We start from the raw sequence: 13,978 nt of genomic DNA, 5'->3' as shown, positions 1-13,978 counted from the left end.
GCCGTTCACTTCGCACCCACCCGTTCCCGGCTCCTTCCTGCCTGCGGCCACGGCTACGATGCATCTGATTTGCGCCGGCGAACTAGAAGGCCGCGCACCACCTCGGGTGAACCCCGTTCGGCGGCGGCATGTAGCGGCCGGACGTGGAAGTACCCGCTCGTGTGGGGATCGGCGCCCGCGTCGAGCCGGGCGCGGATCAGACTTAGGTTCGTCCAGCCATCCCAGCCGATTCCGGACCACCCGGTTCCATCGTTGACGACCATGACCCTCCTTGAGGGACGTTTGAGTGCTGTCTTTGACGGCCGATCATGGCGTACGGAGCCGACGGCTTCCGGGCGGGCCGTCGCGCTCGCCGTGCATGAGCGGCGCGGCGTTTGCGCCAGTATTACCGCATGGACCATCAGAAACTTCGTGAAACGATCAGTGAAGCCTGGGCGACGGACGTGCTGCCCAGCCTCTCCGGGTTGATCGGGATTCCTGCCGTGTCGTCCGCCTACGACGCCGCCTGGGAGGAGCACGGTCATCTGCGGGCCGCCGTCGAGCACGTGCGGGGCTGGGTGGCATCGCGGGGCCTGCCCGACGCGCGGTGCGACGTCTTGCAGCTCGACGGCCGCGCCCCGCTCCTGCTCGTGGACGTGCCCGCGACTCCGGGTGCGGCGGCTACCGGGACCGTCCTGCTGTACGGGCACCTCGACAAGCAGCCGCCGCTCGGTGGCTGGTCGGAGGGCCTGGGCCCGTGGCAGGCGGTGATCCGCGACGACCGGCTCTACGGCCGAGGTGCCGCCGACGACGGGTACTCGGGCTACGCCGCAACGACCGCGCTGGAGGCCGTACGCGGGGCAGGCGGCGAACACGCCCGGGCGGTCCTGCTGCTGGAGACCGGCGAGGAGTCCGGCAGCCCGGACCTGCCCGTGTACCTGGAGCATCTCGCCGGTCGGCTCGGCGAGGTGTCGCTGGTGGTCTGCCTGGACGGGGGCGGCGGAGACTACGAGCGGTTGTGGCTGACCTCCAGCCTGCGCGGCGCGGTGCAGGCGACCGTCACGGTGCGCGTCCTCGAGACGGGCGTCCACTCTGGGCTCGGGAGCGGCGTCGTGCCGAGCTCATTCCGTGTCATGCGCCTGCTGCTCGATCGGGTGGAGGACCCGGAGACCGGCGAGGTCAAGGTGGCCGAGATGGTGGTGCCCATCCCGGAGGACCGGCGCGCGGAGGCGGCGGAGCTCGTCGCGCTCCATCCGGAGGTCGCCGTGCCCCGGTTGCCGCTGCCGCCGGGAATGAGGCGAGCCTCCGACGACGACGTCGAGCTCGTCCTCAACAACACCTGGCGGCCGACCCTGTCCGTGACCGGCGCCGGCGGGCTCCCGGACCCCGCGGTGGCGGGCGCCGTGCTGCGGGCCTGGACCTCCTTCCGGCTGAGCTTCCGCCTGCCCCCCTCGGCCGACGCCGAGGCGGCGCGGGCCGCGCTGGAGAAGATCCTCACGACCGACGTGCCGTACGGGGCGCAGGTCGAGGTCGGCGACTTCATGGTCATGAACGGCTGGCACGCGCCGGCGCCGGCCCCCTGGCTGGCCTCGGCGTTGCGGCAGGTCGGTGATCGCGTGTTCGGGAAGCCGTGCCAGAACTTGGGCATCGGCGGCGGCATCCCGTTCATGGAGATGCTCGGCAGGCGGTATCCGCGAGCGCAGTTCGTCGTGACAGGCGCGCTCGGTGGGGACTCGAACGCGCACGTGCCGGACGAATGGCTGCACATCCCGTTCGCCGTGCAGGTGACCGAAGCGGTCGCGCACCTCCTCGACGCGCACGCACGCGCCGGCGGGCATGCGTGACCCGATCCGCCATGATGTCTGAACGGCGGCATCCAGGCTTACACCCCATCCGGCTCGGCGCGCCGGCTCGTTCGGTTCACCCACTGGGCTGTGGATAGGCGTCATGAGGGCGTATGACGATGGTGCTGACTGTGCCGTTGCCCCAGACGGTGGTGTTCAACTTCATCCGCCCGTCCAGGGACGCCATCATGAACTCCGGCACGAAGCGTTCTGTGAGCAGCCCCGCCATGCTGCTTCGCAGCAGATCTACCTGGCTAGCGACGAAATCCCACTCTTCGAGGAGGCGTACGTGAATCCACGCGATGTCATCGTCCCCAGTGCCGGTTTCCCAGTATCTCGCGTAGCAGACTGAGAGCAGGAACTCACGATCTTCGTTGAAGAGCCCGTACTCGGCTGCCATGCGGAACCAGCCCGCATTGACCTTGTCGGGCATGTCCGCGTCGTCGACATCGGCTATCTCGTCCGGGCGGGAATCGAACCGGCCATGCTCCGGTCCTGCACTCGCGGCTGAGTGTCCCGGTGGCAGCGGAGGCAATCGGACACTCTCTTGGTTCATCCGCTTGACGAACAGGAGGCCGGCTGGTGCGAGAAGAGTGGTCACATCGGCATCGGTAAGCGTCACAGCCGTACGGTAGTCCTTGGATTGGATCTTGCCGAGCGCTCCATCTGGTGAGGCTAGGCACCCGTCGTGCGATGAGGAGATGCGCGAGCGTGACCAGGTCCGCGACATTCACCTCCGTCAGTAGCCTCACCGTCCTCCCCGCGAAGCCTGGGGATGAGCTGTGCTGTACAGCAGCACGTACAGCAACGCCGTCTTACCCGATCACATGCCGGCGTTCCACGATCACCACTTGAGCAGGACTGTCGCGCGTTGACGAGGCGCCTGCCATGCCCTTGTGAACAGAAGGTTCGGGGTTCGATTCCGCTTGGCGCTCCCAGGTGGAACGCCCTTCGCGATGATCGCGAGGGGCCTTTGGGTTCGTACGGCGCGAAATGCGAGTGCAGGCTAGTCGGATTCTGTTGCTGGTGCAGAAGCTCAGGTGCTCGGGCTGGTGGCCTCTACGGATATGTCCTGCTGTTCCGGGTAACGTCGGTAGGGATCTATGGTGGGTTCGCTGTCTCCGTGCCTAGCGGGGGAGGTTCGGAAGCTGTCGGAGGCCTGGTGTCTGATTCCCATCCCTTACAGCCCCGCGATGCCCGGCGGCTCGGCGACGAGATAGACGCCAGGCCCGATAGTCTCCCTCACACGGCATCACCGGTTGACGCGGTGATGCCACCACGCTCGCCCACATTGATACCGGGCACGCAGGCGTCGGCACTTACCACCCGGACCGCAATCCACGCTCCGGTAGATCCGCAGTTCCAAGACAGCCATTCAGACGTTCGAGCGACCCGCCGGGTTCGGCGCCGGAGCCTGGTCGCGATCATCATCGTCAGCTTCACCCTCGTGACCTTCCTCGCCTGGTGGCGAGAAGCGGCCCCTTCGTTCCGCCAGATCGGCCAGCCGTTCATCGGTCACAGCCTCGTCGGAGCAGTGGCGTTAGGACAGTTGAACGGTAAGACGATCGCGGTCTCTGGCGGTGGAGTCGGTGACGACGGCACGGTTCAGGTGTGGGATCTCGCCGCGGGCAAGCCGCTCGGCAACCCGTTCACCGGCCACACCGGCTCAGTCTTCTCAGTGGCGATCGGGCAGTTGAACGGTAAGACGATCGCAGTCTCCGAAGGCGGCGACGGCACGATGCGGATGTGGGATCTGGCCGCAGGCAAGCAGTTTGGCAAGCCGCTCGTCGGCATCGTCGGCCCGGTGGCGGTCGGGCAGTTGGACGGTAAGACGATCGCAGTCACCGGCGATTCCATCGGCAGGGTGGGGGTGTGGGATCTGGCCGCAGGCCAACTGCTCGGCGACCCGCTCATCGGCCACCGCCGACACGTCTACTCGGTGGCGGTTGGGCAGTTGGACGGTAAGACGGTCGCGGTCACCGGTGGCAGCGACGCCACGGTGCGGGTGTGGGATCTGGCCGCAGGCAAGCAGCTTGGCGACCCGCTCGCCGGCCATACCAACTACGTCTTCTCGGTGGCGGTTGGGCAGTTGGACGGTAAGACGGTCGCGGTCACCGGTGGCAGCGACGCCACGGTGCGGGTGTGGGATCTGGCTGCGGGCAAACAGCTCGGCGACCCGCTCACCGGCCACACCAGCGATGTTCAATCGGTGGCGATCGGGCAGCTGGACGGCAAGACGGTCGCCGTCACCGGCAGCTGGGACGACACGGTGCGAGTGTGGGATCTGGCTGCGGGCGAACAACTTGGCGACCCGCTCACCGGCCACACCGACAACGTTCGGTCGGTGGCGATCGGGCAGGTGGACGGCAAGACGGTCGCCGTCTCCGGCAGTTGGGACGGCACGGTGCGGCTGTGGGATCTGGACCACTAGCCCCTACAGCCAAGCTCATGATGAAGTGTTCTGCAGAGGCCGTGACGATCGCAGACTTCAGTGCCTGCCGCACGCGGCCATGGCGATCGCCTGCCGCGGCCTTCTCTGTCGGGCCCTGCCACTGGGCACGCCGGGTTCTGCGACGGCAACGGCGGCTACCAGTCCCATACGAACTGCACCGCGAGCGCCCATGTACCCCAAGGTCCATGCCCGCAAGCAGGGTGATCGGTCCGCCTGAAAAGCGGACGGCCGTGCTGGGTAACGAGGGAGTTATCTCCGTATGAAGGGGGTGTCGTAGGCAGGCGGTTGGCCGTTCATCAACTCGGTCAGGTCACCATCGGTGAGTTCGAGGTTGAAGGCGCTGCCTGTCGGAATCTAGTGTCGTCGACGGCGATGAGCCGCGAGCCCTTTTTCGGGATCGCCATGAAGCAACCTCCAGCCCTGTTCCGCCACTGTTCCGTGGGGTGGCCAGGATGCTTCAGGTCGTGGGTTGCACAATAAACGGCTAGTGCGGTGGAGAAAGCCGCATGAAGCACTCCCCGGACACCTTCACCACGGTCTGCTCGCCAGCGTCCGCTAACGGAAAAGTCCCCTGTGGACTGGTTATAGATCACTGACCCCGTACCGGGCACCTGCCAGGCTCATAGAACCTGTTGAACCACGCGCTCGAAGTCGGCAACCGTACTCGCAGGGATACTGATAGGCGCAGTTGGGCTTACAGCAGCTTCGTACGGCAACCTCTCCGACTTCTGTCGGTCCTTCCTGCGACGATCTTTCCCTCGCCATGGTTGATGGAGGTAAGCGTGGTTGATGAGGTTGCGCGTGAGGCATACCTGCACTACAGGCAGTTGCTCGATGGCAGTTGGATGGGAGAAGCCATCTGCTGGACAGTGTTCGTGCCCCACGACGGATCTGCGTTGAGTCTTGCGGAGATCGGTAAGCGGGTGAGCGGGACGGGGCAGTACGAGGTCCATGAGACGGACACCTTCGAGCATGAGGAGGTGTTCATCAATCTGTCGGATGACGCGCCCTGGGGGATGCTCGTCGATCGTTCGGATCGGCACGTAGCACTTTTCGAGCACAACGGGTTTCAGTGTGTTGATTCACCGGTGCTTCCCCGGCTGAGTGTGGGTGGGCGAGCCTACAGCGCCTACTGGAATGTCAACGCCACCAATCGCCTCGGCTTTGCCGCCGACGGTGAGATGGTGCTGTCCTTCAACGCCATGTACGCCGAAGAGGCGGTGGGGCTGCCAGGTTGGGACCGGTGGCCGCAAGTGCAGGCCATTCTTCCCTATTTCGATTGGAAGAGGGGGGAGAGCTGTTGGGCGGCCGCTTTGACCGTCATTGAGCTCGCCACAGGAGTGAGGCTGAGTGAGGAGTGGGTCAACGAAGCGCCGTCCTTCCTGATGGGCTGCTAGAACGAGCAGGACCCTCATGCATGCGGGAGGGCCCTGCTCGTGGTGTGTCATGAGCTGGGCTGGCCGTTATCAAGGCTGGCGTTCAGTCGGTCACGGGCCTTTCGAGTCTCTGGGCTTGGGGTCTGGGTGTAGACGTTCATGGTCACGCTGATCTGCGAGTGCCTTAGGATGCGCATCGCAACGCGGGGGTGTACATCGAGGGCCGACAGGAACGAGGCGCAGGTGTGTAGCGTGGTCTTGCAACTCGCGCCGCTGCTTCAGCGCCGAGATGCACAGGCCCAGGAGCGGGAGCTAGCCCTTCCTCCACGGTGAGCGTCCGGCCTTCCTCGACGGGTATGCGGGGAGGCATCGACAGCGCCGCGACGTTCCGCATGACCAAGCCCTCCCGTTCTGGCTGCCCGAGCGCTCTCCGGAGTACGGCCCGCATGTTGCGGACGCTGTTCGCCTTGTAGCCGGCCTCGCGCTTGGCCTGCCAAAGGGCATCGACCTGAGCCACCGTGAGCCTGGTCAGCGTGTGGCGACCGAGCCCCGGCTTGAGGTGCAGTCGCACGGTGTCGGATTGCTCCTGTAGGAATCAAGGGCGGCGCTCCGCGCCGCCTCGCGGCCCTCCCGCCGCTCGGCGGCCGGGCGTGTGGCCTGGAGGCCAGCGGCCCGGGCCGCTTTCGCTTGAGGTAGCTTGTTGCCACCCTTCGCCAGTAGCTTCGCTGGAGTCCTCGTGTGGAACGCTGCTCTCGTTCATCGCCGTCTTGCCGAGATCGAGCGCCAGGACCCCGAGCACAGGCGCTTCGGCGCGTCCCGGCATCACTACCGGCTTGGACGGAAGCTCTCCGAACGGAAAGTCGCAAAGCTCGAGAAGCAAATTGGAATCCAACTCCCTGACACCTTTCGGGTCTTCTTGACCGAGGTCGGGAACGGTGGAGCAGGTCCCTCATATGGGATGTACACCATTGAGGAAGCGCTACGGCTGGATGCGAAGGAACACGTCTACCCCGACTTCTACACCGCGCCGTTCCCCCATACCGAGGACTGGACACCCCCGCTCGAAGAGCAACCCGAGGACTACGAGGAATCGCGCTGGATCACCGGATCGTTGGTCCTAGCCGAATTCGGGTGCGGGGCCTTCCACCGCCTGGTCGTGAACGGCCCCGTCGCTGGAGAGGTCTGGTTCGACGACCAAGGCTCCGATGGCGGCGTTGTCCGAGAACGAAACTTCTACGAGTGGTACATGGCATGGTTGGACAAGCCTGATAAGGGCTTTTTCCCTAGCCAAGCCTCCGGCGGGGGCGCTCCGGCTCCGGGATGAGCGGCGCACGGAGCGGAGAGCCGTAGGTTGCTGAGGTGGAAGCCTCATCGGCGAGGTACGGACCGTAGGTCCCAGCAGTTACGTTCGGAGCGTGTCGCACTTTGATCGGGTGGACGAGGCTACTTTCGCCTCTAGGAGCAGGCTCGCCGCTAGGCTACGAGAAGATCATGCTGCGGCTGGTTTCGGATCGCTAGAGCATGACGCATCCGCAGGAGTCGACGTGGATCTGGACCCAGGTCATGATCCCGCTGGAGGAGCCTTCGTCTCCTGGTCCGTAGGCCCGACACTGCTGAAACAGATTCGGGAGCCTACGCTGAGCGGTGACCACCATGGCGCGGCGCTCCTTCATTTCGGCGTCATCCATCAGGCAATGGAGCAGGCGCTGTGGGTGATCTTGACGTCGGCAGGGCGTCGTGTTGAGTCCGCCAATGACGAGTATCGTCCTTACGCCCTGAGGGTGATCGTCGAGCATGAAGACGAGAAGCGAAGCGTGTGGGGCCGTACGAGCAAGATCCGGAATGTGGCCGAATGATCTTTTGGGTGGGCAGTGCTGAGAGGGTGAACATTGAGGTGGGACGACCATGTGCAGCGGGACAGGCGACGCCCTGTAAAACCGTTGGCAGCGTTCTCAGACGTGCCCGTCACAGGGTGTGTGAGTTGACCAGAGGCCCTTCTGCTTCAAGAGGCGTTTCGCGGCGTGCCGGGTAGCTTGGGAGCACTGTCCGACGGCGATCCGCTGGAGCGGCTCGGCGAAGAGCTCGACCTCATCAGCGATGATCCACGTCAGGGCACGTGCAACCCAGTATTCGGAAGGACCCGTAAGCCCACACTCGATAACTGCTCGTAATGCCTCAGCAATGTCGGGACCATCAGGGCCGAGCGCTTGCCTGCCATGACTTTCCACCTCATCCCGCGGCTTCTTCAGCAGCGGGAGGAGCCAGAGTCTCGATCTGATGAAAGGCGTGTCCACCTTCGCGTCGGGGGTCGCGACATTCCAGCTTCCGCTGACGAGCACAAGCCATGGCCCCTCGGGCTTGACGGCCAGAACCCTGCGCACGGAACCACACTCCAGGCGTGACAGCAAGATCCGGAGCATACACGGAAACGATGGCCACTCTTGGTGAAACAGAAGGTTTGGGGTTCGATTCCCAGGTCGGCTCGCAGGTAAAAGGCCCCTTCCGGGATTCGGGAGGGGCCTTTTGATCTCTGTACAGCAGCGCCGTACAGCAACCGTTCCGCTCGTCACATGCCTAAGCCGTCGTCGGGGAGTCCATGGGGTGGCGAAGCGCACTCGTGCTCGTTGATCCAGAGGCCAGCCTGTTCCAGGCAGGGTTCGGGTGTGTGGCCGATGCGAAAGGCGAAGCTGACGCCCGCTGGTTCGGTGCGAAGCTCGAGCTTGTCGGGCGAGTCATTCGAGTCTGTGTGCCAACGACAGCCTGTCTCTTCCAGCGATTTCGTGATCTGCCTCAAGGTCATGTGAGAGGGAAAGGCGGCGAGGAGGTTCGTTCCTGGCTTGGGGAGCTCAATGGGGTTGTGTCGAGCTTGAACGCTGATCATTGTGACGGTGCGGCAGTGGCAGACGCATAGTTCGACGTGTCCATATGAGAAGAGATGGGGCCATCTTCTCCGCTGGCTGACACGGCCGATCTCCCATGGCGGGCCGAGTATCCCGACGATGCTGTTCAAAGAGGCGCCGCAGCGTAAGGGCCCGATCTCGCCTGTCGCACCGAATAGGGCCATGATGGCGAGCGCTGTCACGATGCCGGAGCATAGTGGCCGACTGGAGGCGTCTGCGAATGGCTAAAGGCCCGGCCTTCTCATGCTGGTAGTCAGTCAGAGGATGTGCGGCGCACTATCGAGGCTGGCGTTTGCGGGTCTCGGGGCTCGGAATCCCGGCGCAGTTCAACCCCGACTGTGCCGGCGTCGAGCGAGCCCATGCGGCAGCGCCCACTGGTACGACACCCTCGCTGAAGAGCAGCAGCACGTAGCTCCAGGACCGCCGTACCGCCCGCCTCGAAGTCGGCCGCCAGGCGAAGGGCCTGACCTATAACCTGGTCAGGCGAGCAAAATGCACATCGGATCCCGCCCATGACAGGCGGGACTCGATGTGGCAGCGGCGTTATGTCAGGACGCTTCGAACCGAACGGACCTGATTGTCGTCAGGCCGCCGTCCCATGTTTCGTTGGGGATGAGCGCATGATGCAGGTGTGCTTCGTTGCACGAACGCGTCGTGTAGAGCAGGGCCTTGAAGTTGGTTGTGTTGTGCGCGAAACTGGCATCCGATTGTAGATCGTAGCACCTCTCCGTTGGCTCCTGGATTGTGGTCCAGGAAGTGTCGGAGACGGCGCGGTAGTGAAAAGCCGAACTCACATGAACCACCTCTCACAATTCCGCGTGACGGGCCGACGATACGCCCCGCAGCTATTTGTGCATTGGCTATAGTGGCAATCTGACCTGTGCGGTCTAATGCACTTTCACAGCTTTTCGCTCGCCATTCAGATGCCTATGCAACCTCAAGTACCCTTCCGAATCGCCCATACCCTGAGATCGAAGCAATCGTTCCTAAAAGACTCCGAATTGCCGGATCGGAGCCTGGATCTACGAAAGGGTCAAGCGAGGGTAGCCCAGGGGTGACAAGCGTGTCGTCGTTGCGGGTGCCGAGGCGGATGACGGCGTGGACGGGTACGCCCCCTCCGGCGTATTCCGGCCGCCCCCGGAGGACGAGCCAGAGCATCAGAACAGGACGCAGGGTGAGGACACGGATGGAGCCGCAGGCGCGTACCAAGGGCCCGAGTGAGCCGATGCGGGCCAAGCTCGTTGAGCAGTTGTCGGACGTTCACCACCGCGGCGCGGGCCGGCGGGACGGCTCGTGCGGGGCTGGGACTTCGACTCGGCGGGCGACGTGACGAACCCCTTGGCCAACTATCCGGCGACCGACCATCCGGACGAGACCTCGTACCAGAGCCTGCTGAGCCAGGCGGTCGAGTGATCACAGGTGCCAGCCGAGCAAGTTCCAGTGCTGGCAGAACCAGAGGAGGGCGAGCAGTCCCGCCAGCACGACCACCTGGTGGGCGCGGGCCAGGACGCCCGCGCGCCGCCAGGCCCTCACGGTGGTGGCGATCGCGGCGACGGTGAGGGCGAGGACCAGCAGCGGCAGCACCAGGAGGACCTGGACGTTGGTCGGCACGCCGTACAGGATGCTCGTGTCGCCGGTCAGGACCAGCGTGAACAGCACCACGAACGCCAGTCCGACCGCGGCGGCGAGCCCAGTCAGGACACGCCCGGCGCGCCAGACACGCGGAACGGGACGCTTCTTGACCCCGCGGACTACAGAGGCCACCGGCAGGCCGAGCACAGCGGTCAGGGCGGTGACGGCGAACAGCAGGACGATGACGACATTGACCGGCGGGGTATCCCACCAGAGGACGCGTTGGTAGGCGGGGCCGTCCGTGGCCACGTACGCGACACCGCTCCCGCCGGTCACCAGCGCCAGCCGCTGGGTGCCGCCGTTGCGCTGATACAGCCCGGGCCCCAGCGGGCTCCACGTCGAGCCCCTGAAGGTGAGCTTCCCGCCCTCCACCCGCAGCGAGGTGGAACTGGTCAGGGCGACCACCTTCTCGATGCTGGACTCGGCGGACCGGGTGAGCTTGTAGAAGCCTTCAACAGGCATGACGGAAGCACCGCCGTCGGGCACGGCGCGCTTTCCGGGCAGGAAGCGGTCGAAGAAGGCAGGAATGATCTCGGTAGCGGCGTCGGCCCCGCCTGGACTGTTCATGGAGACGAACAGGCCGAGGTCGGCGTCGGGCACCAGCAGCAACGCGCTCTGGAAGCCCTCCCAGCCGCCGTCGTGCATGAGCACGCGATGCCCGTTGAGCGTCTGCTCCTTGAACCCGTGGGCGTACCCGTCGATGCGCGGATCGGCCGCGAACGTCCGCCGGTGCATGAGCCGGGCCGTCGGCTCGTCGAGGATGCGCTGGTCGCCGAAGCGTCCGTCCCGCAGGTGAGCGATCATGAAGTGGGCCATGTCGTTCGCGGTGGCACTGATCGACCCGTCGGGGGCGAGGTTGTCGAAGACGAACGGCTTGCGCCGATACGCCCCGCCCTCGTAGTCGTAGCTGCGCGCCAGATCCGCGGCCAAGGGGGCAGGGACGGGCTCGGCGGCCGTGCTGTGCCGCATCGCGAGCGGGTCGAGGATGTGATCGCGCACGTACGCGTCATACGGCTGCCCGCTCACCCGCGACACGATGTATCCGGCCAGCGCCGCCCCATAGTTCGAGTACGCCGATACCTCGCCGGGCGGGCGCACCCGCGCGGGCATGTTGTCGGCGAGATAGTCCGCCAAGGGCGGCACGTCGTCCTTGCTCCGCGCCCCCACGCCGATCGTGCGGTCCTCGAACCCGGCCGTGTGGTCCATCAGGTCCTGCAGCGTGATCGGCCGGGGGTAGGTCGCGGGGATCCGGAACGCGGTGAGGTAGCGGTTCACGTCCGCCTTCAGGTCCAGCTTGCCCTGCTGAACCTGCTGCATCACCGCGGTCCAGGTGAACAGCTTGGTGATCGAGGCGATCCGGACCATTGAGGTGTCCGGGTCAAAGGGCCTGCGGTTCTCGACGTCGGCCAGTCCGTACCCCTTGCTGAAGAGCATCTTCCCGCCGCCCACCACCGAGACGACCGCGCCCGGCACGTGGTTGGCCGCCAGCCCGTCCGCCATCGCGGCGTCGAAGAAGTCTGCCAGAGCACGTTCGTGCGGAATATCGGTAGCTGCTGCCGCGGCGGGACGCGGGACGAGGATCATCAGAGCCGCGCACACCGCGACGAGTAACGAACGGAAGACATACACAGGACGACTCCTGACCTTGTCGAGGCCATCCACGATGCGGCCGGCGAGGGTGCGGCCGCATCGCCATCGCGGCCATAGGCGTCTCCGACGAAAGTCGGAGACCGCCCGGCGTCCGGCATCGACCCGGGTATGAGGTGGCGCGCCGCCGCCCTGGCTACGCTGGATCGATGCTGTCGTACCGCGCGGCGCTGCGGTGGGTGGCCGCGCTCGGGCCACACGCGATCAGCGCGGCCTCCGTGGCGCTCTGCCTGTTCCTCACCGTCCTGGCAGTCAAGACGCCATGGGCGCCGCTGCCGCGACCCGTCATCGTCGCCGCCGGGCTGGCAGGCACGGGTGCGCTGTGGTTCCGGGGCCGGTGGCCGGTCGGGGTGGCGGTCGTCGGGGCGGGCGCGTACGTGCTGTCGGGCAATCCGGGGCCGCTGCTGATCAGCCTGTTCTCCGGCGCGGGCACGCGTTTCCCGGCGCTGGCGGCGATCGGCATGGCGGGGTTCCTGGCCCAGCAGTGGGTGGACGGCGGCCGGTTGGGCACGGACGCGTTGATCTCGGCGGTGACCGCCACCGGGGTCACGCTGGTGGCAGGGGCGTACGCCACCACCCGCCGCGAGCTGACCCGATCGCTGCGCGAGCGCGCCGAACGCGCCGAGACCGAGCAGCGTCTGCGCAACGAGCAGGCGAGGTCCGCTGAGCGCGGCCGGATCGCGCGGGAGATGCACGACGTGCTCGCGCACAAGGTCGCGCTCATCTCGCTGCACGCCGGCGGCCTGGAGGTGAACGCGAGCGCAGGGCCGGAGCGCGTCGAGCGGGAGGCGGCGCTGATCAGGGTCAGCGCGCAGGAGGCGCTCGACGAGCTGCGCAAGATCCTTGGCGTGCTGCGCGCCGGGCCCGACGATGACGACGACGGCTTCCCCGACCTGCGGCGGCTGGTGGACTCTTGGGTATCGGCCGGCGGGACCGTCACCCTGCACGGCGAGATCGGCACGTGGCCACCGGAAACGGCCAAGGCCGCGCATCGCCTCGTCCAGGAGGGCCTGACCAATGCGCACAAGCACGCCCACGGGGCCCCGGTCACGGTCACGGCGACCGGGAGCAGGGAAGACGGCGTCACGATCGCGGTCGCCAACGGACGATCGCTTCAGCGGAGTCCGGAGACCGGCGCCGGGGTCGGTCTGGTGGGCCTGGCGGAGCGTTTCCGGCTGATCGGCGGAACGGTGCGCGGCGGGCCGGATGATGCGGGAGGCTGGCGTCTTGAGGGCCGGCTGCCGTGGCACGCCGCGGACGCATCCCCAGGGGAATCACATGATCAGGACACTGCTGGTTGACGACGAATCGCTGATCCGCGCGGGGCTGCGGTTCATCATCGAGTCCGCACCCGACGTGGAGGTCGTGGGCGAGGCCGAGGACGGCAACCAGGCCGTCGACGCGGTCCGCCGCCTGGGGCCCGACGTCGTCCTGATGGACGTCAGGATGCCCCGGTACGACGGCCTGGCCGCCACCGGGGCCATCCGCCGGCTCGCCCGGGCACCTGCGGTGATCATCCTCACTACATTCGACAGCGACGAGCACATCTTCACCGCCCTGGAGGCGGGAGCCTGCGGGTTCCTGCTCAAGGACACCTCGCCGCACGACCTGATCCAGGCGATCCGTCTCGCGCACGGCGGCGACTCGATGCTGTCGCCGCGGGTCACTCGGCGGCTGATCCACCAGATCACCACCGACCAGCCCATACGGCGCCGCCGTGACGCGCTCGCCCGGCTGGAGGCCCTGACCGGCCGCGAGCGCGAGGTGCTCACTGAGGTCGGGCTCGGCCGCTCCAACACCGAGATCGCAGCCCGCCTGAACATGAGCGAGGCCACGGTCAAGAGCCACATCTCCCACCTGTTCGACAAGCTCGCCGTCACGAACCGCGTACAGGTGGCCATCGCCGCCTACCGCGCCGGCCTGGTCGACTGATTCAGCCCAGCCCTATGCGTGGGTCAGGGCTGTTGGCCTGCTTCCGTCTCGGCACTGGACATTGGTGTACGTCCTTGAAGCTGATCAAGTTGCGAGGCCGCTGAGCAGGCGCCGGTTACCGTTGGTGCCGGTCTTTTCGCGCGTCTCGTCCTGGACGTGTTCGAGGAAGCGGCGGGCAGCGTCGACGCTCCAGACGATCTGTTGGCGCTTCTTCTT

10 protein-coding genes are annotated in these 13,978 nt (G+C 66.2%); 7 read left to right on the top strand and 3 right to left on the bottom strand.

Annotated elements, in window-relative coordinates:
• Window positions 1-392 precede the first annotated feature (392 nt).
• The gene (locus ACTMTF_RS36795; RefSeq protein WP_441114801.1) at window positions 393-1,823 is read left to right on the top strand and encodes a M20/M25/M40 family metallo-hydrolase; all 1,431 of its coding nucleotides are present in this window, start codon (window positions 393-395) and stop codon (window positions 1,821-1,823) included.
• A gap of 76 nt (window positions 1,824-1,899) precedes the next feature.
• Here ACTMTF_RS36795 and ACTMTF_RS36790 read toward each other — a convergent pair whose 3' ends face one another.
• Window positions 1,900-2,445 (bottom strand): hypothetical protein, encoded by a 546-nt coding sequence (locus ACTMTF_RS36790; RefSeq protein WP_441114800.1) that lies wholly within the window; start codon window positions 2,443-2,445, stop codon window positions 1,900-1,902.
• Between the two features lie 825 nt (window positions 2,446-3,270).
• Here ACTMTF_RS36790 and ACTMTF_RS36785 point away from each other — a divergent pair.
• The 4 genes from ACTMTF_RS36785 (at window position 3,271) to ACTMTF_RS36770 (ending at window position 7,507) form a co-directional block, all read left to right on the top strand.
• Window positions 3,271-4,254 (top strand): WD40 repeat domain-containing protein, encoded by a 984-nt coding sequence (locus tag ACTMTF_RS36785; RefSeq protein ID WP_441114799.1) that lies wholly within the window; start codon window positions 3,271-3,273, stop codon window positions 4,252-4,254.
• Between the two features lie 803 nt (window positions 4,255-5,057).
• Window positions 5,058-5,672: a DUF6461 domain-containing protein gene (locus ACTMTF_RS36780; protein WP_441114798.1), complete on the top strand. Its 615-nt coding sequence runs from the start codon at window positions 5,058-5,060 to the stop codon at window positions 5,670-5,672.
• A 715-nt stretch (window positions 5,673-6,387) separates the two neighbouring features.
• Window positions 6,388-6,975, top strand: a complete 588-nt coding sequence (locus ACTMTF_RS36775; protein WP_441114797.1) for an SMI1/KNR4 family protein — start codon at window positions 6,388-6,390, stop codon at window positions 6,973-6,975.
• Between the two features lie 220 nt (window positions 6,976-7,195).
• Window positions 7,196-7,507: a hypothetical protein gene (locus tag ACTMTF_RS36770; RefSeq protein ID WP_441114796.1), complete on the top strand. Its 312-nt coding sequence runs from the start codon at window positions 7,196-7,198 to the stop codon at window positions 7,505-7,507.
• A 96-nt stretch (window positions 7,508-7,603) separates the two neighbouring features.
• Here ACTMTF_RS36770 and ACTMTF_RS36765 read toward each other — a convergent pair whose 3' ends face one another.
• Together ACTMTF_RS36765 and ACTMTF_RS36760 are read right to left on the bottom strand one after the other, a co-directional pair.
• A complete protein-coding gene (locus tag ACTMTF_RS36765; RefSeq protein ID WP_441114795.1) occupies window positions 7,604-8,032 on the bottom strand; it encodes a hypothetical protein in 429 nt (142 codons plus the stop codon).
• 1,932 nt (window positions 8,033-9,964) lie between these two features.
• Window positions 9,965-11,812, bottom strand: a complete 1,848-nt coding sequence (locus ACTMTF_RS36760) for a serine hydrolase domain-containing protein (RefSeq protein ID WP_441114794.1) — start codon at window positions 11,810-11,812, stop codon at window positions 9,965-9,967.
• A gap of 167 nt (window positions 11,813-11,979) precedes the next feature.
• Between ACTMTF_RS36760 and ACTMTF_RS36755 the strand changes: the two genes are divergently transcribed.
• Both ACTMTF_RS36755 and ACTMTF_RS36750 read left to right on the top strand, forming a co-directional pair.
• Window positions 11,980-13,131: a sensor histidine kinase gene (locus ACTMTF_RS36755; RefSeq protein WP_441114793.1), complete on the top strand. Its 1,152-nt coding sequence runs from the start codon at window positions 11,980-11,982 to the stop codon at window positions 13,129-13,131.
• Window positions 13,109-13,762: a response regulator transcription factor gene (locus ACTMTF_RS36750; protein ID WP_441114792.1), complete on the top strand. Its 654-nt coding sequence runs from the start codon at window positions 13,109-13,111 to the stop codon at window positions 13,760-13,762. Before ACTMTF_RS36755 ends, ACTMTF_RS36750 begins: the two co-directional genes overlap by 23 nt.
• Window positions 13,763-13,978: the final 216 nt, after the last annotated feature.

The organism is Nonomuraea sp. ZG12 (genome assembly GCF_052068115.1).
Lineage (GTDB): Bacteria > Actinomycetota > Actinomycetes > Streptosporangiales > Streptosporangiaceae > Nonomuraea.
This window is presented reverse-complemented; position numbering and strand designations above follow the sequence as displayed.